Genomic DNA, 25,146 nt, shown 5'->3' on the forward strand with positions numbered 1-25,146 from the left:
GATATTGTGGAAAGTGGAGGAGAGATTCAGTGAGCGCGACGTTGTCCCGTCATAAAATTGATGCCACAGCGGTGGAGCAAGCGGTTAAGGCCTCGCACACCGCTTTGGGCAAACGTCAAAAGGAAGATGGTCATTGGGTCTTCGAGCTAGAGGCTGATGCCACTATTCCTGCTGAATATGTCTTGCTGCGACACTTTCTCGACCGGATAGATGAGCCTCTTGAGCAAAAAATAGGCGTGTATCTCCGGCGTATCCAAGGGGTGCATGGGGGCTGGTCTCTTTATACGGATGGGAAGTTCGACCTCTCAGCGAGCGTGAAGGCCTATTTCGCCCTCAAGATGATTGGCGATGATATTAATGCCCCCCATATGCGCCGGGCGCGTGCGGCCATCCTTCAACATGGCGGGGCTGAGCGGAGTAACGTTTTTACGCGGATTCAACTCGCTTTATATGGGGAAGTGCCGTGGCATGCCGTCCCTGTTATGCCGATAGAGCTGATGTTACTGCCGCGAAAGGCCTTCTTCTCCGTTTGGAATATGTCTTATTGGTCCCGCACGGTCATTGCCTCGCTTTTGATTCTTGTGACGCGTAAACCATTAGCGATTAATCCGCGTGGTGTGCATGTGCAGGAGCTATTTAAAACTCCCCCAGCACAGGTGAAGGATTGGATACGTGGGCCTTATCGCTCCATTTGGGGGCGGCTCTTTACCTATCTGGATAAAGCTTTGCGTCCCGTTGTGCCGCATATTCCACGCTCTATTCATGCAAAAGCGATTCGGACGACCATTCAATTTGTGGAAGAACGGCTTAGTGCGGGTGGGTTAGGGGCTATTTACCCCTCCATGGCCAATGTCGTGATGATGTATCGGGTCATGGGCGTGCCTGATGATGATCCACGGGCTGTAGAAGCTTGGCAAGCTGTGCAAGATTTGCTGGTTGTGAAGGACGATGAGGCTTATTGCCAGCCGTGTGTCTCGCCTGTGTGGGATACGGGGCTTTCTGGTCTTGCGATGATGGAGGCCGCGACAGGCCCCAAAGCTGTACAGAATGCCGAGACAATGGCTGCTTTGGAGAAGGCGGCGTCATGGTTGCGTGAACGGCAGATTCTTGATGTGAAAGGCGACTGGGCGATTAATACGCCGCATCTGCGCCCGGGTGGCTGGGCCTTTCAATATAAAAACGATTATTATCCTGATGTTGATGATACAGCCGTTGTCGGGATGTTGCTGCATCGGATGGCCCCAGAGAAAAACGCTCCTGCGATTGAGCGCGCGCGGGAATGGATTATTGGAATGCAAAGCAGTAATGGCGGCTGGGGGGCATTTGATATTGATAACGATCTCGAAGCTCTCAATCACATCCCGTTCTCAGATCATGGTGCGTTGTTGGACCCGCCAACGGTAGATGTCTCAGCACGGTGTATCTCCTTCCTAGCGCAGTTGGGGCACCCAGAGGATAAGGACGTTATCCGTAAGGGGATCGACTATATTCGCAAAGAGCAGGAAGCCTCTGGTAGCTGGTTTGGCCGGTGGGGAACGAATTATATTTATGGGACATGGTCTGTATTATGTGCCTTGAATATTGCCGGTGTCCCCCATGATGACCCGATGATTCAACGCGCTGTTGCGTGGTTGGAAAGCGTGCAGAATGATGATGGCGGCTGGGGTGAGGATTGCGCCAGTTATGAGGGGGCTCCGCAAGGGGTGTATAAGGAGAGCCTACCGACCCAGACAGCATGGGCTACCCTTGGGCTTATGGCTGTTGGGCGGCAGGAGAGCGAGGCTGTGCAACGTGGCATGGCTTATCTTACCCAAGCGCAAGATGAGGCTGGGGAATGGCACGAAGCCCCCTATAATGCTGTTGGCTTCCCTAAGGTCTTTTACCTGCGCTATCATGGCTATAAGCAATTCTTCCCACTTATGGCTTTGTCGCGTTATCGCAATTTGGCCTCTAGTAATTCGGGCCGGGTGGAGTACGGCTTTTAATGCTCGGCATTATTGTGGGATTAGCGCAAGAGGCTCGTTTGGCTGAACGCTATTTCCCTCATGCGAAAATCGCCCTTAGCCACGCGCATGAGGCAGGGGCGAAGCGGGCGGTTGCCTCCCTAAAAGAAGCCGGGGTGACGGAGCTGCTCTCCTTTGGCTGTGCAGGTGGGTTGGACCGTACCTTACAGCCGGGGACGATACAGCTTGCCGATTACGTTTTTGTTGAAGGGAAAAAATACCCGACCTCCCCAGCCTTAAATACGCGTTTTGGGGCGGGGCAGGCGGTCATCGGCGGTGGGGTGTATCATAGCCCGATTATGCTCGATCGTGCGGTTGAAAAAGCCGCCTGCTTTACGCGCAGCCAGTGTTCTACAGTGGATATGGAGAGCGGGTTAGTGGCACAAGCGGGCCTGCCTTTTGCCGTGCTGCGTGTTGTGTGTGATGATGCGGGGCGAGACCTTCCCCCTGCAGCGCGCGATGGGCTGCGTGAGGGGCGCATTGATATTGCTGCGTTAATGGGGTCCCTAATACGCCATCCGCTGCAAATTGGTGCGCTTATCAGTTTAGGGCGCGATGCTGCTCATGCACGGCGTGTTATGGAGCGGTTTTTACAAAAAATAACATCCTAGCCTCAGCGGCAGCGCGGGAGGCTTGTTTTCTCTCCCTCCCTCGCTTATAGGAGAGCTATCTTCCTTCGTAAGGGGAGGTGTATTTCGCACGCATAGCCCGCAATCACCTGGTGTTCCCGTTAAGGGGGCGTTGCTATGCGGAGGTTTAACCAGAGTTAGAGAGATTTTACGATGGCAATGCCACAATTCACAATGCGTCAACTGCTTGAGGCTGGTGTTCATTTCGGTCACCATACCCGCCGTTGGAACCCTGCTATGGCACCGTATCTTTTCGGTGTGCGTAATCAGGTTCATATCATCGACCTTCAGCAGACTGTACCGCTGCTAGACCGCGCTTTGAAGCAAGTGCGTGACACGGTTGCTTCTGGTGGGCGTGTCCTATTTGTGGGGACAAAGCGCGCTGCAGCGGATCTCGTGGCAGAGGCAGCACAGCGTTGCGGCCAGTATTATGTGAATCACCGTTGGCTCGGTGGTATGTTGACGAACTGGAAGACCATCACCGGTTCCATTAAGCGTCTGCGCGGCATTGATGAGATGCTCGCTGGCGATACAACGGGCCTGACGAAGAAGGAAATCCTCGACATCACCCGTGATCGTGAGAAGCTGGAACGCTCCCTCGGTGGGATTAAGGATATGGGTGGCCTGCCGGACCTTCTGTTTGTGATTGATACAAACAAAGAGAAGCTGGCTGTTGAGGAAGCCAATAAGCTGGGCATTCCCGTGATCGCTGTGCTGGATAGCAACTCCGACCCTAAGGGTGTGACCTTCCCCATCCCCGGTAACGATGATGCTATCCGCGCTATTGCAACTTATTGCGAGCTGATTTCCGGTGCTGTGCTGGATGGTATCTCTGCCGAGTTGGCAGCATCTGGCCAGGATATTGGGGCTTCTGCGGAGCTGCCAGTGGAGGAGACCGCCGCTGTAGAGAAGGCCGAGGCTGCCGCTCCGACAGCTGGCTGAGCTGTATAAAGTAAGCGTAGTATCTAGCCCTATGCGGGATGCTACGCTGCCTATGTGCGTATAGAGAGCCGCACAGCCGTGGGGTCCCCGTGGCTGTGCCGCTTGTTATTAGAGGTTAGAGACTATGGCAGAGATTACAGCAGCAATGGTGCGCGAGCTGCGCGATGCAACAAGTGCCGGCATGATGGATTGTAAAAAAGCCCTGACCGAAGCTAAGGGCGACATGCAAGCCGCGATTGACTGGTTGCGGAAGAAGGGCCTCTCCCAAGCCGCAAAGAAATCCGGCCGTGTGGCGGCTGAGGGTCTCGTTGCTGTAGCGGTTGAGGGCAAAAAGGCTGCTCTGGTTGAGGTGAACGCGGAGACGGACTTCGTTGCGCGTAATGATGCCTTCCAGCAGGCTGTGGAAGATATCGCCAAAGTTGCGCTGAAGGTCGGTGATGATTTAGAGGCTGTTAAGGCCGCTAAAATGCCGTCTGGTCGTACAGTGGCTGATGAGCTGACCCATCTTGTCGCAACAATCGGCGAGAATATGAGCCTCCGCCGCGTGAGCGTGCTGAGCGTTCCTTCTGGCGTTGTGGCGAGCTATGTTCATGGTGCGCTGCGTCCGGGTGTTGGCCGCATCGGTGTGTTGGCTGCGATTGAGGCTCCTTCCGAGAGTGAGGCTCTGCTCACATTGGGCCGTCAGATTGGTATGCATGTTGCAGCCACCAGCCCGACCGCTCTGGATATTGATAGCGTGGATGCTGCTGCTGTAGCGCATGAGCGTAAGGTGCTGGAGGAGCAAGCCCGTAACTCTGGCAAGCCAGAAGCTATCATTGAGAAGATGGTCGATGGGCGTATCCGTAAGTTCTATGAGGAAGTGGTTCTTCTGGAGCAAGTCTGGGTGCATGACGGTGAGAGCCGCGTGAAGGAAGTTGTCAAAAAGGCTGGGGCAAAGCTGGTCGGCTTTACGCGCTTTAAACTCGGTGAAGGCATCGAGAAGGCTGAGACAGACTTCGCGGCTGAGGTCGCTGCGGCTTCTGGCCAAAAGAAATAAGCCTTATTAGGGGTTTATGATGAGAAAAGGCCTCCGTCACTATAGCGGGGGCTTTTTTCATGTTACGGCCCTAAAAGGGAGGGACGTATGGAGTGGGAAGAGCCAGCGATTATTTTGCGGTTGTCCCTCCATGGTGAGAGCAGCTTACGTGCTACGATATTGACGCAAAAGCGTGGCATGTATCATGCGTTGGTGCATGGGGGACGCTCTCGCCGGCAAACGGGTTTGTGGCAAGAGGGCAGCCTTATCATGGCCCGCTGGAAAGCCCGCCTGCCAGAGCAGCTAGGCTATTTGACGGCAGAGCTTGTTAGGCCCAGCGCGTCTTTTCTGTTGGATTATCCCCTCGCTCTAACCTTGTTGAGCAGTGCGTGTAGCCTTTGTAGCGAGGCCCTTGCAGAACGTGAGCCGCATGAGATTCTCTTTTCCTCTCTGACGCATTTTTTAGGGGCTTTAAGTGTCTCCCCAGCTCAACCGCCTGTTGCGCTCTATTTGCGGTGGGAGCTGCTTTTGCTGCAAGAGCTTGGTTATGGCTTAACGCTGGATCGCTGCGCTGTTACGGGGGCGAGTGAGGGGCTTGCTTATGTCTCCCCCCGTACGGGGCGCGCTGTGAGTGAGGAGGGGGCAGGGGAGTGGAAGGATCGACTTCTCCCTCTGCCGTCCTTTTTATATGACGAGGAGGCCGAAGGCCGCGCAGCAGATTGGCTAGAAGGAGCCCAGCTGAGCGGTTATTTTCTGCAACGGGCTGTTTTTGCGACGCATCACCGTCCACTCCCTGCCGCGCGGGAGAGATTAATGGCCGCTTTACAGCGGGCTGTTGTCGCTAGCAGCACTGGACATGAGGGCAAAGAGCGTGTCTAACCTGTTGCGCATATGCGTCTGAATAAAGAGAGCAGGAGAGCTTATGACGGGGGACCACGCCGGGCATATTGAAGATACACGGCTGGCAGAAGCGTTGAGCGAGCGTTATCTGGCCTATGCGATGTCCACTATCACATCGCGTTCCCTGCCGGATGTGCGCGATGGTCTTAAGCCCGTGCATCGGCGTTTGCTCTATGCGATGCAGCAGCTCAAGCTAGACCCAAGCTCTGGCTTTAAGAAATGCGCCCGCGTGGTGGGGGATGTGATTGGTAAGTTCCACCCCCATGGTGATGCTTCCGTTTATGATGCGTTAGTCCGCCTAGCGCAGGATTTTGCTGTGCGTTATCCCTTGGTGGAAGGGCAAGGCAATTTCGGCTCGATTGATGGCGATGGTGCAGCAGCCATGCGTTATACAGAAAGCCGAATGACAGAAACCGCGCGCATCATGCTGGAAGGCATTGGCGATAATGCGGTCGATTTCCGCCCGACTTACGATAATGAGGACCAAGAGCCTGTTGTCTTGCCGGGGTTGTTCCCCAATTTGTTGGCTAATGGGGCGGCGGGGATTGCTGTGGGGATGGCCACAAGCATCCCTCCCCATAACGCGGCGGAACTTTACCAAGCCGCACGTTTATTGATTGAAAAACCAGATTGTACCATCGCGGAGCTTTTAGAGCTTGTCCAAGGGCCGGACTTCCCCACGGGAGGGCTATTGGTGGAGGACCGGGAGACGCTCATCCAAGCGTATGAGACAGGCCGGGGGAGTCTCCGCATCCGGGCGCGTTGGGCTGTAGAGAAAGGTCGCGCTGGGGCATGGAGCATCATCGTCTCGGAAATCCCTTATCAAGTGCAAAAGGGTAAGTTGATCGAAGATATCGCCAAGAAGATGGAGGAGCGTAAGCTGCCCCTTCTGGCAGATGTGCGGGATGAAAGCACAACGGATATAAGATTGGTTTTGGAGCCTAAAACCCGTAATTGTGCCCCAGAAGTGCTGATGGAGACGCTCTTTAAACATACGATGTTGGAGAGCCGTTTTAGCTTGAATATGAATGTGCTGAGTCAAGGGAAAATCCCCGGGGTCTTGTCGCTAAAAGCGGTATTGCAGGCATGGTTAGAGCATGTTCATGAGGTTTTAATCCGCCGGACGCAGCACCGTTTGGATGCGGTATTGAAGCGGCTGGAGATTTTAGAAGGGTTCTTAAAGGTCTATCTAAATCTAGATGAGGTCATCCGCCTCATTCGGGAGGAAGATGAGCCAAAACCCGCTTTGATGAAGGCGTTCTCCCTCAGTGAATTGCAAGCCGATTATGTGTTGAATATGCGTTTGCGGTCTCTGAGGCGTTTGGAAGAAATGGAGATACGTAAAGAGTGGGATGGCCTTGGGAAGGAACAAGCCACGTTGGAGGCCCTTTTAGGCTCTGAAAAACGCCGTTGGAGCCGGATCGGTAAAGACCTCCAAAAAATGCAGGCTCTTTTTGAAGGGGGAGCTTATGGGGCTCGCCGCACCATTATAGGGGAAGCCCCTGCAACTATTGATACGTCCGCCGCCCTTGCGGTGGAGCGGGAGCCAGTGACGGTTCTACTCTCGCAAGAAGGGTGGATCCGTGCGGTAAAGGGGCATGGGCATGATGTAGCGAATCATCGTTTTAAGGAAGGCGATGGGCTGGCTTATGCTGTGGAATGTCAGAGTACGGACCGCCTGTGCATGATGGCAGCAGGAGGCCGCGCTTTTACGTTAAAAGTGGCAGACCTGCCGCGTGGTCGTGGTTTTGGCCAGCCGGTGCGTACTTTGGCAGACCTTGCCCAAGAGGACCAACCGGTGGCTCTCTTTGCATTAGGTGATGATGAGAGCCGCTATATGCTGACAAGCAGTGATGGGCGCGGGATGCAGGTTTCAGCCGGGAATCTCGCAGCTGAGAAGCGGACAGGGCGGCAGGTCTTTAATCTGCGCGATGGGGCTGTGGTGCAGTATGTCCTCCCAGCGGAGGGAACGCATGTTTTGTGCCTGACAACCAATAAGCGCGCGCTGATTTTCCCGTTGGAGCAAGTGGCCGAAGTGGCAAAAGGCGGGGGAGTGAGTTTGCAAAAACTGGCTGCCGGGGCAAGTTTAAAGCAAGTCCGGCTCTTTTGCCTTGATGAAGGGCTGATATGGCAAGATGGCCAACGGGCACGCTCGCCAGAGGATTTATCACCGCTTGTGGGGCGTCGTGGGAGTGCTGGCCGGGTCGCACCGCAATGGATGTTACGGCGTTAAGAGAGGGGTGCGGCCCTATATGGCATCGTTCTTTTCAGTCTCTTTTTGGTTTGGTGCGCTGCATATTGCGTTCTCGCTCGGTATTACAGCGCATGTGTTGCTAACAAAACGGGACACGGCCGCTGCGACAGGGTGGATCGGCATTTGCTGGTTTATGCCCTATATGGGGCCTATCCTATATTTATGCCTCGGTATTAATCGGGTGCGGCGGCGTGCGCAAAAATTGCGGGAATATACTAGCCCGGAGGAAACCGCCTTCCTCGCTAAATGGACGCATGATGCTCAAGATAGTTTCATGAATCCGTTGATTAAGATGTTGGATGGCTTGACGGGCTTACCCTTATTGAAGGGGAATCAGGTTGAGTGCCTTCATAATGGTGACCAAGCCTACCCGCATATGTTGGAGAGTATTCATCAGGCGGAGCGGTCCATCCTCTTATGCTCTTACATTTTTCGGTATGATAAAATTGGTCGCCAATTTGTAGATGCCCTTGCCACAGCGCAGCAGCGCGGTGTTGAGGTGCGTGTGTTGGTGGATGGGATTGGCAGTGGCTATCTCTATAGCCCCATTATCAAGCAGTTGCGACAACGTCATATACGCTGTGCGCGTTTTATGCATTCGCTATGGCCGTGGCGGATGCCTTTTGTCAATTTGCGGGATCATCGTAAGATTTTGGTGGTGGATGGCCGTGTTGGCTATATGGGCGGGTTAAATATTGGGGATGAAAATTGCCTCAATAACGCTACCCACCGCCGTATGCCGGTGGCAGACACACATTTCCGCCTAGAAGGCCCCGTTGTACAGCAGTTATCAGAAGTCTTTATTAAAGATTGGGCGTTTACAACGCGGGAGGAGCTGGACGGCGAGCGTTACTTCCCAGACCCCGTTGCAGCAGGGGATATTCCTGCACGGGTTGTGACATCTGGGCCGGATATGGAGGTGGAGCTTATAGAATATACCATCCTCCAAGCCATTATTTTGGCACGGCATCATGTTTGTTTCATGACGCCTTATTTCATCCCCGATGATCGTTTTGCAACAGCGTTAGAATTAGCCGCATTGCGTGGTGTGGTGATTGATATTGTTGTGCCGCATAGAAGTAATCATCCCATCACCGATTATGCGCGTGATGCATGTTTGCGGCAGTTGGTACAGGCTGGTTGTCGTGTTTGGTTAGGTGCGCCGCCCTTTAATCATTCCAAATTAATGACAGTCGATACGATGTGGAGCTTTGTCGGTAGCGCGAATTTGGATAGGCGGTCATTGCGGCTCAATTTTGAGAGCAACATAACATTGCATGATGAGGCAACCGCCGCTCATTTGGAGGGCTTCATCCTAGCCCATTGTAACGACAGGCTTACCTTGTCGGATATTGAGGTATGGCCGTTGGTGACAAGGTTGCGTAATGGGGTATGTCGGCTCTTTCTCCCTTACCTTTAAGGGGGAGAAAGGTTTCCACTTCATCATGAGGGTAAAGGGTGACGGCAATAGGCCGGTGGTCCGAGCCAAAACGGGGATAAGCGCGATGGCTTAGGGCTGAGAAGCCACGTGTTAGGCAGCGATCCAGCCGGAGGGGGACTTTATCAAGCATCCGATGTGTTTGTTCACGCGGGCCGACATCTTTAAAGCCACGGAGCATAGCAGGCCCAACTTGGTTAAAATCCCCCATAATGATGGCGCGCTCTGAGAGTTCTTGCCGGATAAGGCGTAGCTGGCGGCGGTTGAGGATAGGACCGTGGGAGAGATGCACATTGGCGATTGTAAAGGGGCCGAAGCCAATATCAAACTCCAATAATTGCGCCGAGCGATGAGCGACTAGCCCCGGTTGGAGCATGTGCAGCCGGGGCGGGGTTTGGAAGGGGAAGCGACTCCAACAAGCTGTCCCATGCACACGCCCCTCGGAAGCGAGGCGGCTATAATGACCACCAACGAGGTCTGGTAAGCGGTTTGTAAAAGGGCGACATTCTTGCATCAGTAAAATATCAGCCTTGGTTGTACGCAGTAGCAGGCGAATATCCTCTAATGTGGCACCATCTTCATGGAAGAGATTCCAACTAACGAGCCGAAGATAGGAGGTAGAGGGTATTGTCGAATCCTGCATGAACATGGCCTGAGATTTAGCAATAGAAAGATTCATTCTATACCGTTTTTAAGAGGAAAAACACCATGAAGCCGAGTTGGGTAGTTTAGGGTTAGGCGGCGCGCTATAAAGAGCGAAACGGATCCAGCAAGGGGGGCTATGGGGTGGATATGGAAAAGACACCATCATCTGAATCATCAGAGCGCATTATTGGGGCTGGTTGGCAGAAATTAGCGACCTTTTTAACCCATGCGGGGCGGCAAAAGCCGGAGCGCGATGGTAGTTTTGTGAATCCACCTATCGAGCGTGGCTCTACTGTAGTGTTCCCCACTGTGGCGGATATGGAGGCCCAAGGGGCACGGGCTTATGAGCATGAGCTTGTTTATGGGGCAATGGGTAACCCCGTTCAGCATGAGTTAGAGCGTGTTATTGCCGCGCTAGAGGGCGGGCAGCATACGCAGGTTGTTAATTCTGGCCTAGCTGCTTGTACAGTAGCCTTGCTCGCTTTTTTAAAGGGCGGGGATCATCTCTTATTACCCGATTCGGTTTATGGGCCGACACGGCGTTTTGCGGTTAATTTTTTGGCCCGCTTTGGGGTGGAAACCAGCTTTTATCCTCCGCGTGCGAACGAGGCTGAATTGCGGGCTTATATGAAGCCTCATACAGCGGTTATCTTTGCAGAAAGCCCCGGTAGCCATACATTTGAGGTCCAAGATATTCCCCTGTTAGCGCGGATAGCACATGGGGTGGGGGCACGCTTATTGCTGGATAATACATGGGGGATTGGGGCGTTTCAGCCTTTTACCCATGGGGTGGATGTGTCCATCCAAGCCTTGACGAAATACCCCGCAGGCCATGCCGATGTGATTTTAGGGGCGATTACGGTTCAAAAACCAGAGGATTGGCGGGCCTTGCGCCGTGCAGCGATTGAGCTTGGGGCCTGTGGCGCACCAGATGAGTGCTGGTTGACATTACGCGGTTTAAAAACGATGGCCGTGCGTTTGGCACAGCAAGCCCGCTCTGCTTATGCGTTAGCGCAATGGTTGGAGAGCCGACCAGAGGTTGCTTGTGTGCGTCATCCTGCTCTGCCTTCTTGTCCCGGTCATGCGCTTTGGAAGAGGGATTTCCAAGATGCAAGTGGGCTATTTGGTGTGGAATTAGCAGCGGGCATCACGCAAGAGGCGATGATGGCTATGTTAGAGAGCTTGGAGCTATTTGGTATAGGCGTAAGCTGGGGCGGGTATGAAAGCCTTGTACTGCCTACATCTGGTGGTTTGAAGCGGACGCATCATGAAGGTTTGCCCAGCGGGGCGGCGTTTCGTGTCCAAGTGGGACTAGAGGATGTAGATGACCTGAAAGCAGATTTCTTTAAGGCCTTGACGTTACTTACATAGTTAATTTACTACGCGTTAATGTATTAAGGACCTCTATTGTTCTATATCAATGCGTGAGGCGTGGGAATCGTCTTTCCTGGAGGGAAGATGACCTTGGTTTTAAAGGAGCGTATTATGACCAATGCGTTGTTCCTTGTGCTTAACCTAGAGACAGAGGCGTTAGAGGCCCTGAAGGACTATACTGCCTCACATAATGAGACAATGGAGCAGGTGATGTTCCAAGCTCTTGAGGAATGGGCGTTAAATCGCTTTATTCGTTGGCCAGAACATACTGAGTAGAACGTGCTTTTCTATCACATCAGGTAAGGGCGCGTGTCTTCGGGGCCTATAGCGCATTACGGTAAGAAAGAGCCTCGGCTACATGCTGTTTTTGTACGGTGGTGGCTGCGTCTAAATCCGCGATGGTGCGGGCTACGCGGAACATGCGCGTAATACCGCGATGAGAGAGTTTCATCCGTAGGGCGGCTTGCTCGGCAAGGGTGCGGGCTTCGTCCTCAAAGGCAAAGCCTTCTGGCGGCATAGCCGCATTACATGCCCCTTGTCGGGCGAGTTGGCGGTCGTAAGCTTGTTGGACACGCGCGCGTACTTCTGCACTGCTCTCACCCGTAGGGGCGCGGCTGATTTCTAAGGGGGAGAGGGAATGGACATGGACGCATAAATCCATGCGGTCCATCATCGGGCCGGAGATGCGGGCAGTGTATTCTTGCGCACAACGAGGGGCTTTTTTACAAGCACGTTCGGCATCATGGACATAGCCGCACCGGCAGGGATTCATCGCTGCGATGAGTTGGAAACGCGCTGGATATTGCGTATGCCGTGCCGCGCGGGAGATGGTTACTTCCCCTGTTTCAACAGGTTGGCGCAAACCTTCCAGACAATTACGGGGGAACTCGGGGAGTTCATCAAGGAAAAGAACGCCATTGTGAGCGAGGCTAATATCGCCGGGCATAGCTTTAGGACCGCCGCCAACGAGGGCAGGGAGGGTCGTGTTATGATGCGGTGCGCGATAAGGCGGGCGGTTGATGAGCCTACCCGCCGGTAATAGCCCGCTAATGCTATGGATGCGGCTTGTCTCCAGCATTTCAGCAGGGGTAAGCTCAGGCAGGATGCTCGGTAGGCGGCTTGCTAGCATAGATTTGCCAGAGCCCGGCGGGCCAGACATCAGCAGGGAATGACGCCCCGCTGCGGCAATCTCCAACACACGGCGTGCTTGCATCATGCCCTTAACATCTTTGAGGTCCGGCCCGTAATCGGGAGGTTGTGGCGTGGGTGGAGGCTCTGGCGGGAGGGGTTGTTCTTTGCGAAGATGGCCAATGAGTGCCTTAAGGGTCGGGGCAGCAATAATGTTAAGCTCTGGATGGCCCCAACGGGCTTCTGCCCCTTGAGAGGCCGGGCAGATTAATCCACGCTCCTGGCTGACAGCCGCTAATGCCGCACAAAGAACGCCCCTAACAGGGTTTATCGTGCCATCTAAGGCGACTTCCCCCAAGGCGGTGAGCGGGGCTGTGGCCTCTGGTGGGATGACGCCCATCGCGACAAGGACGCCTAGCGCAATAGGGAGGTCGAAATGCGCGCCCTCTTTGGGGAGGTCTGCTGGTGTGAGATTAACAAGGATGCGCTTAGGGGGGAGGGCAAGCCCCATAGCGGAGAGGGCAGCCCGTACACGCTCGCGTGATTCCGCAATAGCGCGGGCGGGCATACCAACGATGATGAAAGACGGTAACCCGCTGGAGATTTGCACCTCCACCATGACCGGCAAAGCATCAATCCCCATAAAAGTGAAGCTTTGGATGCGGGCAAGGGAAGGAGGCGTAACCGCCATAACGCTAGGATTCCGTCATATAGGGGCTTGTGGGACGATACCCCGCCATCATAGGCGTATTCATGATGGGCGGGGCTGATAGAGAGGCGAGGCCTCTTTACGCGCTCATGAGCGGGCGGATAGAGCGGGCCCGTAACGTCCCTTTCAAACCGCGAAGCTGCTCGAGCAGGGCTTTCTCCAATGTGGGGATGTCCTGCCCCGGCTGAGCCTCAGCCTCGGTGACGACATAGCCAAGCTCGCCATCTGTTTGGAGGAACTGCGCTGTGAGGTTGCAGGCCGACTTCGCAAAAATATCGTTGATTTGCCCTAAAATACCCGGCTGATTGGCATGGACGTGCATAAAGCGCATCCCACCGGGGCGTTCGCCAAGCTGTACTTGCGGGAAATTGACCGCCCCGATGGTTGAGCCAACATCGGAATATTCCACCAGCTTTTGGGCGACTTCCACACCGATGCGCTCTTGTGCTTCCATCGTGGAGCCACCAATATGAGGGGTGAGCAACACATTCTCTAGCCCTTGCAGCGGAGTGGTAAAACGCTCTTGGCTGCTTTTTGGCTCGACAGGGAAAACATCAATCGCAGCCCCCATCAAATGCTTATCTTTAAGTGCGCGGGCAAGGGCCTCAAGGTCCACAACCGTACCACGGGCATTATTGAGGAGGATGGAGTTAGGCTTCATCGCACGGATTTCTGCCTCGCCAATCATGTCTTTTGTCTCTGGTGTTTCAGGAACATGCAGGGTGACAATATCGGACTGGCTCAGCAATTCCTCCAGCGAGGCAACGGCGATGGCGTTCCCATGGGGCAGGCGCGGGGCAATATCGTAGTAAAGTACGCGCAGGCCGAAGGATTCCGCTAAAACAGAAAGCTGAGAGCCGATGGAGCCATAGCCAACAATGCCGACTGTCTTGCCGCGTACTTCCCACGCATTGGCGGCGGATTTCTCCCATCCACCTTGATGGCAGGCTTCCGAGCGGGAGGGGATGCGGCGGAGGAGCATCACAATCTCGCCCATGACCAGCTCCGCAACGGAGCGCGTATTGCTAAAAGGTGCGTTAAAGACAGGAATACCGGCCATACGCGCGGCATTAAGGTCCACCTGATTGGTCCCAATGCAGAAGCAGCCAATCGCCATTAGGCGGTTAGCAGAATGGATAATCTCGGCTGTAAGGCGCGTACGACTGCGGATGCCGACCATATGGACGCCATCAAGGGCCTCTTTAAGGGCATCACCCTCTAAAGCTCCTTTTAAGCGGGTAACAGAGGCATAGCCTTGTTGCTCTAGGTAATTAACCGCACTGTCATGAATCCCTTCCAACAGAAGGATTTTAATACGGTCTTTAGCGAGGGAGAGGGTCATAGCGGGTAACCTCATCATAAGGGCGGGTGCCAACATGAGCGCGGCACGAAAGGAATCGTTCTTTATCTGTAACGGACAGCGCGTTAAGAGGAAAGGGCTTCTATCGCCTCCTGATGGAGGGTTGGGTTGGCACAAGCGAGAATAGTGCCATCACTTTCTAGTGTTAAAGCATTGCCTGCCCAATCTGTCACGCAGCCACCGGCCCCCGTGATGATGGGCAAAAGAGGCCCCCAATCCCACGGTTTGAGTGTATCTTCTGCGATGATGTCGATATGACCTAAACAGAGCAGCCCGTAAGCGTAAGCATCGCCGCCCCATGAGGTCCGGCGCGTTTGTTTTTGGAGTTTTTGGAAGCATTGATATTGCGCAGGGCGGAAGATTTCTGGTGCGGTGCAGGAGAGTTCAGCCTCATGGAGGGGGACGTGCTGACATGTGCCGATATGGCCGGGCATGTGAGGGGCGTCATAACGGCTGGGTGCGCCTTCAACCCCTATCCAGCGTTCATTGGTTATTGGTTGGTCGATGATTCCCAAAACAGGGCGGCCTTTGTAAAAGAGGGAGATTAAACTCGTAAAGCTGGGGCGGCCTGTCACAAAGGCGCGCGTGCCGTCTATAGGGTCTAAGACCCAGAGCCATTCATTATCTATCTGGCCAGAGTGTCCCGCTTCCTCTCCTAAGATGGCATGGTGGGGCACATGCTGGGTGAGGAGGGCCCGCATAGCGGCCTCGGCCTCTTGGTCAGCTTTGGTAACGGGACTGTCATCCTCTTTAGCATGAATAGTAAGTGACTGCCGAAAATAGGGAAGAATGACCCGCCGCGCGACCTCGGCGCATTGTTGGGCGAGGGGAAGATAGTCAGAAAAAGCGGGGTGGGACATAGGGCGGATATGCCTTTATTCTTACGGAGTAATTGACGAGACGCAGGGAGCGCGGCAATCAAGGACTCATGCGAGCGATTATTGTCATCCCCTCCAGAATTGCCTCTACGCGGCTTCCACGCAAGGCTTTGGCTTTAATTGATGGCGAGGTGATGATTGTTCATGTCGCCCGGCGTGCTGTGGCGGCTGGGTTGGGGCCGGTTTTAGTCGCTGCGGGCGATGATGAGATTAGCGCGGCTGTCTCCCATCTTCCCGGTGTGGAGGTGGTTTTAACAGACCCCGCTTTGCCCAGTGGCTCGGACCGTGTGCAAGCGGCGTTGGCTGTTTATGACCCTCACGAACATTACGATTCTGTCGTTAATCTCCAAGGGGATCTCCCTTTGATAGACCCCCAGATGATTGCAAAATCATTGCGCCCTTTAGAGGATGAGCAGTTTGCAATCGGCACCTTAGTGGCTCCCGTGCAGAGCGAGGCTGAAGCTAAGGCCGAGTCGGTTGTGAAGGTAGCCTGTGCGTTTCAGCATGATGATGCTGTAGCGCGGGCCTTATATTTTTCGCGCTCTGTGATTCCGTGGGGGGGTGGGCCTTTATGGCATCATGTAGGGGTGTATGCATGGCGGCGTAAGGCTTTAGCGCAATTTGTGAGATTGCCGCCTTCCTTGTTAGAAAAACGCGAACGTTTGGAGCAATTACGCGCTTTAGAGGCTGGCATGGCGGTTGGCTGTGTGCAGGTGGCTCATGCTCCGTTGGGTGTGGATACAGCAGAGGATTTAGCGCGGGTCAGGGCGCATCTGGGGGAGAGAGCATCATGCCGGTAATTGCATTTCAGGGCCGACCGGGTGCGTATTCCGACCTCGCATGCCGTGCAACCCGGCCGGGCTGGGTTACCCTACCATGCCGCAGCTTTGCCGAGACGATTGAGGCCGTGCGGGATGGGCAAGCCGATGAGGGGCTTTTACCGTGTGAGAACTCTCTTGCTGGGCGTGTGGCGGAGATTCATGCGCTTTTGCCAGAAGCGGGGTTAAAAATTGTTGGGGAGCATTTTCAGCGCGTGGAGCATTGCCTATTAGCCGTACCGGGGGCACGGCTTGAGGATATAAAGCGTGTTCATACGCACCCTGTAGCGATGGCACAGGTACGCGGCTTGCTTGCTCATTATGCGTTGGAGCCTGTGACGGAGTTTGATACAGCAGGCGCGGCGGAGCTTGTAGCTGGCTGGGGGCGGAAGGAAGATGCAGCCATTGCGTCCTCTCTAGCGGGGGAGCTGAATGGGTTGAATATTCTGCAACGCAATGTTGAGGATGCTGCCCATAATACAACGCGCTTTTACCGTGTTGCCCTGCCAGATTCTGTTACAGATGCTATGGCTGGGCAACCGATGATGACGACATTGCTTGTCCATATTCGGCATGTGCCGGGGGCTTTATGTGATGTCTTAGAGTGTTTTGCACGTTATGGAGTCAACATGACGCGGATTGAGAGCTATATGCTGGGGGGCTCTTTTGAGGCGTCTCGTTTTTTGATGGATATAGAAGGTGCGGTGGAGGAGCCAAAGGTGCAACATGCCCTCACCGCGTTGGTAAAGGTAAGCGAGGGCCATCATATTTTGGGGAGTTACCCACGGAGTCCCTTCCGTGATGAGATGTGACCTTTCTCCCAGAGGGGAGGATGCTTATAATGGTGGCATTATTTGTTGTGATGATTGAGAGATGAGGGCGGAGAGTATCATTATGGCGCAGACGATTAATCAGCACTATCGCGGCTCTTTGACCGCCCTTATCACCCCGATGAAGGCGGATGGCACGCTTGATGAGCAAACGGCTGCTCGTTTGATTGAGCGGCAGATTGAGGGGGGGACGACAGGGCTTATCCCCTCTGGCACAACGGGGGAGAGTCCTACACTCTCTCATGCTGAACATGGCCGTGTTGTTGAGCATTGTGTCGAGGTGGCAAATGGGCGCGCCTTGGTGATGGCGGGGGCTGGCTCTAACAGTACGCATGAGGCTGTGGGAATGGCTCGTCATGCCCATAAAGTAGGGGCAGATGCGTTGTTGGTTGTCGTGCCTTATTACAATAAACCAACGCAAGAAGGGCTTTACCGGCATTTTATGACGGTGGCAGATGCGACTCCTTTGCCGCTTTGGCTTTATTGCATCCCCGGTCGCTCAGTTGTGGATTTAACGCCAGAGACTCTAGGTCGCCTTGCTCAGCATCCTAATATTGTGGGTACAAAGGATGCCACGGCGAATCTCACACGCCCGATTGCGGTGCGGCGTGTTGCAGGGGCAGCGTTTAATCAGCTTTCTGGTGAGGATGGGACGATTTTATCCTTCCTTGCGGCAGGTGGGCATGGCTGCATTAGTGTGACCTCTAACGTAGTGCCGGAGCTTTGTGCGCAACTTCATCGGCTTTGGCAGGAAGGGAAGGTGCAAGAGGCGATTGCGCTGCAAGATAAGCTTATGCCGTTGCATGATGCTCTTTTTGCTGAGACAAGCCCCGCCCCGGCAAAATACGCGCTGTCTCGTTTAGGCCTTTGCACTCCGACTTTGCGTTTGCCGATGGTTGAGCCGCGTGATGAGACGAAGAAGCGGGTTGATGACGCTTTACGTTCGCTTGGGTTGTTGGGCTAAGACGCGAATATGGCAGCGAGTAAGAAAAAGACAAAAGGCGGGCTGATTTCGCACGGTATTGCCGCGCAGAATCGTAAAGCCCGTTTTAATTACTCCATCATAGAGACTGTGGAAGCCGGACTGGTGCTAAAAGGGCCAGAGGTAAAAAGCTTGCGGATGGGGCGGGCTACATTGTCCGAATCTTATGCGGTTGAGCGCGAGGGCGAACTTTGGCTGATTAACTCCTATATTCCAGAATATCAGGGCGGGGTGTTGTCCCGTTTTGATACACGGGCACCACGGAAGCTTCTGCTGCACCGTAAGCAATTAGCCAAATATATTGGGGAGGTCACAAAGGCTGGGGCGTCTCTTGTGCCGTTAGATATTCATTTTAACGCGCGCGGTGTGGCTAAAGTAACGCTTGGCCTTGGGAAAGGGCGGAAGAAAGAAGATAAACGCCACGCGATTGCTGATAGAGACTGGCAGCGCGATAAAGCGCGCCTGCTGCGTAATAAAGGACGTGGTGAATATTGATATAAAAAACCCCACAGCATGCAGGCCGTGGGGTTTTTTATAAGGTGGGAGAGGTTGTAAAGGCACAACCTCCCTTTTCCTTTGCTTATTCAGCGGAGAGCTGTACAGCCTCAGGGCCTTTATGGCCTTGGACGACATGCATCCCAACAGCCTGACCATCAGCTAAGCTACGCAGGCCGGACCGCTCCAAAGCAGAAGCGTGGACGAATACATCCTTACCCCCAGCTTCTGGTGTGATGAAGCCAAAGCCCTTGGTGGTGTTGTACCATTTTACAATCCCGCGCATTTCTTCAGCTTGGGAGAGATCTGGTGCAGGGTGGAAACGCTCGCGCTCTTGCCGCATAGGCGGTGCGGAGTGGCGGGGGGCTTCCTCTGTCGCAGTGCTGGCATCAACAGAGAGAACCTCGGCGACTTGGCGGCCTTTGGGGCCTTGGCCAACGCGTACAACAACAGTTGTGCCCGGTGCAGGCTCGCCATGGCCGATAGTGTTCAGCGTATTCGCGTGGAGGAAAACATCCCCACTACCATCGCTCAGCCCAACAAAACCGAAGCCACGCTCGGAGTTGAACCATTTAACCGTCCCGGTGATTTCGGGGCCTGTGGGGGTGATTTGCGGGCCACCACGGCCGCCACCGCCACCACGGCGGGGGCCACCACCAAAGCCACCACGCGGCGCATCGTAACTGCCGCGATCGTCAAAATAGGAGGGTTGGGTCATAAAATCGCGGTCAAAACCGCCGCGGCGGGAGGAAAAGGAGCTGCGGTCGGATCTATTATTTCTCAAGTGTCTCGTCCCGTACTGGGGTCATCAGGGAGGGGAGCAACATTCTGCTACCCTCAGGGTCTTAAAAGGCACCGCCATTCATGCGGTCCGATTAGGACGGTAGCATGTTTTTTCACTTACGCCATATGAAAAAGAAAAAACTGCGAAGATTTTTCAATCTCTTTAATTAAGGGAGGCACTATTAAAGAATTACTATAAACTAGTCGCTTGGTTATCAATAAAATTGATTTAATATCCAGTCTTCTACCCAGCGGCGAGCAATCGTCCCGGCATGGCGCGGTCAAACAGGTGGAGGAGGTCTTGCAAGGCTGCTCCGCGTGGGCCTTGTAAGGTGGGGTTACGCGTTAGCTCACGCTGGCTATCATGGCGCATAGCGGTGAGGAGTAAAGCAAGGCGTGTGGGGTCGGCAAGGCGAAAGCCCGGTAAGCCGGATTGGCGGTTGCCTGCAAGGTCGCCCCCACCACGGATGCGGAAATCTTCATCAGCGATGAGGAAGCCATCCTCAGTATCGCGTAAGAGGGAGAGGCGTTTTTTCGCGGTGAAGCTGCTCTCCTCACTATGGAGGAGGAGGCAGTAAGATTGTTGTGCCCCACGCCCCACCCGGCCACGGAGTTGATGAAGCTGGGCAAGGCCGAAACGCTCAGCTTGCTCGATGACCATAATCGTTGCATTGGGGATATCAACGCCGACTTCAATCACCGTTGTGGCAACAAGGAGGCGTGTTTTGCCTTGCTCAAAGGCGGTGAGGGCCTTTTGGCGTGTCTCAATATCCTGTTTGCCGTGGGCAAGGCCGATGATGGGGCCGAATCGTTTGGTGAGTGCGGCCCAGCGTTCCTCCGCTGCGGCGGCACTTTGGCTTTCACTCTCCTCAATAAGAGGGCAGACCCAAAAGATTTGTTTTCCTTGCTCTAAGGCGCGCTTTATCCCTGCGAGAATATCATCCAATAGGCCCATATTATGAACAGTCGTATGGATGGGTTGGCGTCCGGCGGGTTTGCTATCCAGCCGGCTAACGCCCATCTCGCCCCATTCTGTGAGTTGAAGTGTGCGGGGGATGGGGGTGGCTGTCATGACCAGCACATCAGTTGCAGGGCCTTTTGTGGCGAGCTTCATACGCTGCTCCACCCCAAAACGATGCTGTTCATCAATGACAGCAAGCCCGAGGTCAGCAAAGATGACACCATCTTGAAAGAGTGCATGCGTGCCGATGGCGATTTTAGCATGACCATCGGCCAGCTTGGCTAAGGCAATCCGCCGGGCACGCCCTTTGATGGAGCCACTTAAAAAGACAAAGGGCACAGGGCAGAGGGCTTCAAAGGTGCTGGCATGTTGCTGAGCGAGGATTTCGGTCGGGGCCATGAAGGCCGCTTGAGTGCCGGCCTCTACAGCATGGAGCATGGCCATCATCGCGACAAGGGTTTTCCCTGCCCCTACATCACCTTGCAAAAGGCGCATCATCGGGGTGGGTTGGCGCATATCAGCGGCAATTTCATCCATGACACGGCTTTGGGCTGCGGTGGGGCGATGGCCAAAACGCTCCAAAAGCTGTTGGCGGAGTGTGCCATCTCCAATAAGGGCACGCCCCTCGCGCGCCTGCGCTTGTTGGCGGGCCATCCCTAAGCAAAGCTGGTCAGCGAGGACTTCATCAGCGGCAAGGCGTGCGCGTGCGCGCTCTAAAAAGGGGGTGGGGTCCCCTTGTTGGGAGAGGCTTTCGGGCAGGTGTAAGGTTTCTAATGCCGTTTTAAAGGACGGCCAGCGATGTTTTTGCAGGAGGGGGGCATCTAACCATTCAGGGAGGTCATCGGGGATGAGGGCCAAAGCGGCCTTCATGGCACGGCGCACGGTGGAAGGGAATAATCCAGCCGTTAAGGGCCAGACAGGCTCTAACCACGGGAAGTTATCTCTCTTCTCCCACGCGATGATATGGTCTGGCCGGGAGAGTGTGAGGCGGTCATGATAATGTCCTACTTTACCAGAGACGAGAATCTCCGTGCCTTCAGGGGGGAGGAACAGTCGCCCTTTTTGGAAGAAAGTAATCTCTAACATGCCCGTTTCATCATGGGCGGTGAGGATGGTCGGTTGGGAAGGCCGTGCAGGACGGCGAATGCCTAAGACGCGGACATGGCTTGTGAGAACGTCCCCCGTTGGGAGGGCGCGTCCTTCGGCAAGGGTCATTATTTTTCGGCGGTCAATGAGCTTTTCTGGCAGGGTAAAGAGCAGGTCAATCACCCGTTTGCCGCCGCTAATTTTGCTTAATAATGTGGCATGGCGTGCTGTGAGTCCCGGCAAGCTCGTCAGCGGGTCCAAAAGCGGGGTAATCCGCAAAGAGGGAGGGGCAAGGGGCATAGCGTGTAAACGGCTTTTGTGCTGACAGAGGGCCGAGGGAGCGTTATAGGGTAGCAAAACCACCAGATAATAAAAATACTCTTATCTCATGAGGGGAGCCTGCTTTGATGCACGCTGAAGATTCTGCCATGGCGTCTTTTGGTCCGACTATCTGGGGTGTGCCAGATGGCGCGGTGGCGTTTTTGCTGCGTCAGCGTTTGTCAGAGCATCAAGGGACGATTGTGCATGTCGCTCATGATGATGCCGCTTTAGCGTCCCTGGCTGATATGCTGAGTTGGCTTGTGCCAGAGGTAATGGTGCTGCGCTTTCCTGCGTGGGATTGCCTACCTTATGATCGTATCTCGCCTAATCCGTCCATCGTTGCAGAGCGTACAGCAACCTTAAGCCATTTATTGGAGCCCGCACCGCCCACAGGCCGCATTGTGCTGACGACAATCCATGCGATGATTCAACGTGTACCGCCGCGTGCCGCTTTTGCGGGCCAGACACTCCACATCAAACGTGGTGATATGGTGGAGGCTAATCACCTTGCCGAGCAGTTGGTGGGGAATGGCTATAGCCGTGTTGATACCGTGATGGAGCGCGGCGAATTTGCTATGCGCGGGAGCATCTTCGACCTCTATCCCGCTGATGCGGGGGAGCCTGTGCGGCTCGATTTCTTCGGAGATGAGGTTGATAATATCCGTAATTTTGATGCTGCAACCCAGCGTTCGACAGAGGCGCGGGAGGGGTTCAGCCTGACGCCCGTGTCGGAATATGCATTGGATAAAGCCAGCCTAAGCCGTTTTCAGACAGGATGGCGGGATGTGTTTGGCAGCGGTGCGATGGAGGATGTGCTGTACCGGCAATTATTGGAGGGACGCCGGGCCAGCGGGGCAGAGCATTATCTACCGCTTTTTCATGATGGTGATGGCCATCATATGGAAACTTTGTTGGATTATCTGCCAGATGCCGCGGTGAGTTTTGAGCGTGAGACGCCAGAGATTCTTATCGCCCGGTTGGAGATGATTGCCGACCATTACCAAGCGCGTTGCGCGGCGGGGCATGAGGGGGAGCTGCCTTACCGGGCCCTACCACCGCATCGTTTATATCTCAATCGCCATGGGTGGGAAGGGATGTTGAAGGGCCATCCCACCGTCCTATTATCACCCTTTGCGCGCCCTGATGGAGCTGAGGGGATAGAGGCGGGCTATAAGCCGGGGCCTGTTTTTGCCAGCATGGGCGGCGCGGGGCGAGAAGGGATTTTTCAGCAATTTGCAACCCATGTACAAGCATGGGCGAAAGAGGGGCGGCGCACTTACCTAACGGCATGGAGCAATGGTTCGCGGGAGCGGATTGCGACCCTCTTACGCGATCATGATATTGCGTGTGAGAGCTTTGAGGGTTGGCCCGAGGCCGCAGCTATGGCGCGTGGGGCGGTTGGGCTGGTTGTTCTGGGGCTAGAGCGTGGCTTTACGGGGGGAAGAGTCGCCTTTGTCTCCGAGCAAGATTTATTAGGAGAGAGGTTAGCCCGCCCACCAAGGCGGCGGCGAAAGGGTCAAGATTTTATCACCCAAATTGGCGAAATTGCCGAGGGTGACCTTGTCGTCCATGAGGAATACGGCATTGGGCGTTATGTTGGGCTAGAGACCGTGCGCGAAGGGCGTGTAGCGCATGATTATCTCTCCATCCTTTATGATGGGGAGCAACGCTTGCTTCTGCCTGTGGAGAATATCGACTTGCTTAGCCGGTTTGGCTCCGAGCAAGGGACGGTGCAGCTTGATAGGCTAGGTGGGACATCATGGCAGGCGCGTAAGGCGAAGATGAAGACACGCCTGCGCGAAATGGCCGGGGAGCTGATTCGCACCGCAGCGGCACGGGCGATGAAGGAGGCCCCCATCATGGCTCCCGCAGAGGGGTTGTGGGATGAGTTCTGCGCGCGCTTTCCTTTTATGGAGACGGAGGACCAATCGCGCGCGATTGCCGATGTGTTGGAGGATTTAAGCAGCGGCAAGCCGATGGACCGCCTCGTCTGTGGGGATGTCGGCTTTGGTAAGACAGAAGTCGCCTTACGCGCGGCGTTTGTCGCGGCTCTTTCTGGTATGCAAGTGGCTGTCGTGGTGCCCACAACCTTGCTTGCACGGCAGCATTATCTTGGCTTTAAACAGCGTTTTGAGGGGCTACCTGTGCGGGTAGAGCAGCTCTCACGCATGGTGAGTGCAAAAGAAGCCACAAAAGTGCGCGATGGGTTGGCTGATGGCACGGTGGATATTGTCATCGGGACTCATGCGCTCCTTTCCAAAGCAGTGTCTTTTGAGCGGCTAGGGATGCTGATTATTGATGAGGAACAGCATTTCGGCGTGGCGCATAAAGAGAAGCTGAAAGCCATGCGCGAGGATGTCCATGTGCTGACCCTCTCCGCAACCCCGCTTCCCCGCACGCTTCAGCTATCGCTCTCTGGTGTGCGGGAGATGAGCTTGATTGCCACCCCGCCGACAGACCGGCTCTCGGTCCGTACCTTCATCACGCCTTTTGATAAAGTGATGATTCATGAAGCCATTCAGCGAGAACGCTTCCGCGGGGGGCAGATTTTCTGCGTTGTGCCGCGTTTATCGGATATGCGGCATATGGCAGAGCGGCTTAAAGAGATTGTGCCAGATGCCCGCATTACCGAGGCGCATGGCCGCCTCACCCCCACCGAGCTAGAAACGGTGATGACGGAGTTCTCGGAGGGGAAGTACGATATTCTGCTCTCCACCAATATTGTGGAAAGCGGCTTGGATATGCCGCGTGTTAATACGATTATTATTCATCGGGCGGATATGTTTGGCCTTGGCCAGCTTTATCAGCTTCGTGGTCGTGTAGGGCGGGCCAAACAGCGTGGTTATGCCTATCTGACATGGCCACAAACGCATGTATTATCCTCCTCTTCCATCAAACGCTTAGAGATTATGCAGACGTTGGATTCCTTAGGGGCAGGCTTTACGCTCGCCTCGCATGACCTCGATTTACGCGGGGCGGGGAACCTCTTAGGCGATGAGCAATCTGGCCATATTCGGGAGGTGGGGATCGAGCTGTATCAACAGATGCTGCAAGATGCGGTGACGGATTTGCGGCGGATGCGTGATGAGAGCGATGAGGAGGATATAGGCTGGACACCGAACATCATTCTCGGTTTGGCTGTCCTCTTGCCGGAGGATTATGTAAAAGACCTGCCTGTTCGGCTTGGTCTATATCGCCGTATCGCCGCTTTGAAGGATGAAGCTGATGTGGATGCGATGCGGGTAGAGCTGGTGGATCGCTTCGGCCCGCTGCCCCAAGAGGTAGAAAATCTGCTTGATGTTGTGATGATTAAAAAACTCTGCCGCGATACCGGGGTGGAGCGGTTAGAGGCTGGTCCTAAAGGCATGGTGCTTCAGTTCCGCAAGAATAAGTTTGCTAATCCAGATGGGTTAATCCGTTGGGCTGCGCGGAATGAGAAAGCTGGGGTGAAGATACGCCCGGACCATAAGCTTGCGATGGTGCGGGAGATGACAAACGCCGTACGCATTAATATGGCGCGGAAAATCCTCGCTTCTCTAGGTAAATTGCTGGAGAAAGCACGCCAGAGTGATGCGGCATAGGGTAGGGGGATTAG

General features: G+C 54.7%; 20 protein-coding genes. 14 read left to right on the top strand and 6 right to left on the bottom strand.

Annotation, left to right across the window (positions count from 1 at the left end):
• The first annotated feature begins 29 nt into the window (after nt 1–29).
• The 7 genes from shc (at nt 30) to cls (ending at nt 9,163) form a co-directional block, all read left to right on the top strand.
• Complete coding sequence (shc, locus tag GM556_RS03115; protein WP_266137687.1) at nt 30–1,985, top strand: squalene--hopene cyclase; 1,956 nt, start codon at nt 30–32, stop codon at nt 1,983–1,985.
• The gene (locus tag GM556_RS03120) at nt 1,985–2,614 is read left to right on the top strand and encodes a hypothetical protein (protein ID WP_155579219.1); all 630 of its coding nucleotides are present in this window, start codon (nt 1,985–1,987) and stop codon (nt 2,612–2,614) included. The genes shc and GM556_RS03120 overlap by 1 nt, the downstream gene beginning before the upstream one ends.
• Nucleotides 2,615–2,785: 171 nt before the next feature.
• Nucleotides 2,786–3,574, top strand: a complete 789-nt coding sequence (gene rpsB / locus GM556_RS03125; protein WP_099026018.1) for a 30S ribosomal protein S2 — start codon at nt 2,786–2,788, stop codon at nt 3,572–3,574.
• A 124-nt stretch (nt 3,575–3,698) separates the two neighbouring features.
• Entirely contained in the window at nt 3,699–4,610 is a 912-nt protein-coding gene (gene tsf / locus GM556_RS03130) for a translation elongation factor Ts (RefSeq protein ID WP_155573030.1), read from the top strand.
• 87 nt (nt 4,611–4,697) lie between these two features.
• Nucleotides 4,698–5,468, top strand: coding sequence for a DNA repair protein RecO (gene recO, locus GM556_RS03135; protein ID WP_155579220.1), 771 nt, complete (start codon nt 4,698–4,700; stop codon nt 5,466–5,468).
• Between the two features lie 43 nt (nt 5,469–5,511).
• Complete coding sequence (gene parC / locus GM556_RS03140; RefSeq protein WP_155579221.1) at nt 5,512–7,722, top strand: DNA topoisomerase IV subunit A; 2,211 nt, start codon at nt 5,512–5,514, stop codon at nt 7,720–7,722.
• Nucleotides 7,723–7,741: 19 nt separating this feature from the next.
• Nucleotides 7,742–9,163: a cardiolipin synthase gene (gene cls, locus GM556_RS03145; protein WP_155579222.1), complete on the top strand. Its 1,422-nt coding sequence runs from the start codon at nt 7,742–7,744 to the stop codon at nt 9,161–9,163.
• Here the strand turns inward: cls and GM556_RS03150 are convergent.
• A complete protein-coding gene (locus GM556_RS03150) occupies nt 9,081–9,824 on the bottom strand; it encodes an endonuclease/exonuclease/phosphatase family protein (RefSeq protein WP_155573506.1) in 744 nt (247 codons plus the stop codon). The two genes, cls and GM556_RS03150, sit on opposite strands and share 83 nt — an antisense overlap.
• Nucleotides 9,825–9,973: 149 nt before the next feature.
• On the opposite strand from GM556_RS03150, the gene metC reads away from it, so the two are divergent.
• Together metC and GM556_RS03160 are read left to right on the top strand one after the other, a co-directional pair.
• Nucleotides 9,974–11,197 carry a cystathionine beta-lyase gene (gene metC / locus GM556_RS03155; RefSeq protein WP_155579223.1) on the top strand — a complete coding sequence of 408 codons (1,224 nt, stop codon included), beginning with the start codon at nt 9,974–9,976 and terminating at the stop codon, nt 11,195–11,197.
• An 87-nt stretch (nt 11,198–11,284) separates the two neighbouring features.
• Complete coding sequence (locus GM556_RS03160; RefSeq protein WP_155579224.1) at nt 11,285–11,476, top strand: hypothetical protein; 192 nt, start codon at nt 11,285–11,287, stop codon at nt 11,474–11,476.
• A gap of 46 nt (nt 11,477–11,522) precedes the next feature.
• Here GM556_RS03160 and GM556_RS03165 read toward each other — a convergent pair whose 3' ends face one another.
• The 3 genes from GM556_RS03165 to GM556_RS03175 form a co-directional block, all read right to left on the bottom strand.
• Nucleotides 11,523–13,019, bottom strand: a complete 1,497-nt coding sequence (locus tag GM556_RS03165; protein ID WP_099026012.1) for a YifB family Mg chelatase-like AAA ATPase — start codon at nt 13,017–13,019, stop codon at nt 11,523–11,525.
• A 97-nt stretch (nt 13,020–13,116) separates the two neighbouring features.
• On the bottom strand, nt 13,117–14,379 hold the full coding sequence (gene serA, locus GM556_RS03170) for a phosphoglycerate dehydrogenase (protein ID WP_155573507.1): 1,263 nt from the start codon (nt 14,377–14,379) through the stop codon (nt 13,117–13,119).
• A gap of 83 nt (nt 14,380–14,462) precedes the next feature.
• Nucleotides 14,463–15,257, bottom strand: a complete 795-nt coding sequence (locus GM556_RS03175) for an inositol monophosphatase family protein (protein ID WP_155579225.1) — start codon at nt 15,255–15,257, stop codon at nt 14,463–14,465.
• Nucleotides 15,258–15,325: 68 nt separating this feature from the next.
• Between GM556_RS03175 and GM556_RS03180 the strand changes: the two genes are divergently transcribed.
• The 4 genes from GM556_RS03180 (at nt 15,326) to smpB (ending at nt 18,400) form a co-directional block, all read left to right on the top strand.
• Nucleotides 15,326–16,075, top strand: a complete 750-nt coding sequence (locus GM556_RS03180; protein WP_155579226.1) for a 3-deoxy-manno-octulosonate cytidylyltransferase — start codon at nt 15,326–15,328, stop codon at nt 16,073–16,075.
• Nucleotides 16,066–16,905, top strand: coding sequence for a prephenate dehydratase (locus GM556_RS03185; RefSeq protein ID WP_155579227.1), 840 nt, complete (start codon nt 16,066–16,068; stop codon nt 16,903–16,905). The genes GM556_RS03180 and GM556_RS03185 overlap by 10 nt, the downstream gene beginning before the upstream one ends.
• A gap of 82 nt (nt 16,906–16,987) precedes the next feature.
• Nucleotides 16,988–17,887 carry a 4-hydroxy-tetrahydrodipicolinate synthase gene (dapA, locus tag GM556_RS03190; protein WP_155573040.1) on the top strand — a complete coding sequence of 300 codons (900 nt, stop codon included), beginning with the start codon at nt 16,988–16,990 and terminating at the stop codon, nt 17,885–17,887.
• 9 nt (nt 17,888–17,896) lie between these two features.
• Nucleotides 17,897–18,400 (top strand): SsrA-binding protein SmpB, encoded by a 504-nt coding sequence (gene smpB / locus GM556_RS03195; RefSeq protein ID WP_099026006.1) that lies wholly within the window; start codon nt 17,897–17,899, stop codon nt 18,398–18,400.
• Between the two features lie 85 nt (nt 18,401–18,485).
• Here the strand turns inward: smpB and GM556_RS08780 are convergent, their stop codons facing one another.
• Entirely contained in the window at nt 18,486–19,184 is a 699-nt protein-coding gene (locus GM556_RS08780) for a cold-shock protein (RefSeq protein ID WP_304488802.1), read from the bottom strand.
• Nucleotides 19,185–19,427: 243 nt separating this feature from the next.
• On the bottom strand, nt 19,428–21,530 hold the full coding sequence (recG, locus tag GM556_RS03205; RefSeq protein ID WP_155579228.1) for an ATP-dependent DNA helicase RecG: 2,103 nt from the start codon (nt 21,528–21,530) through the stop codon (nt 19,428–19,430).
• Between the two features lie 107 nt (nt 21,531–21,637).
• Between recG and mfd the strand changes: the two genes are divergently transcribed.
• Nucleotides 21,638–25,132, top strand: coding sequence for a transcription-repair coupling factor (gene mfd, locus GM556_RS03210; RefSeq protein ID WP_155579287.1), 3,495 nt, complete (start codon nt 21,638–21,640; stop codon nt 25,130–25,132).
• Nucleotides 25,133–25,146 lie beyond the last annotated feature (14 nt).

It is taken from the genome of Bombella sp. ESL0378, assembly GCF_009725845.1.
In the GTDB taxonomy this organism is placed as follows: domain Bacteria; phylum Pseudomonadota; class Alphaproteobacteria; order Acetobacterales; family Acetobacteraceae; genus Bombella; species Bombella pollinis.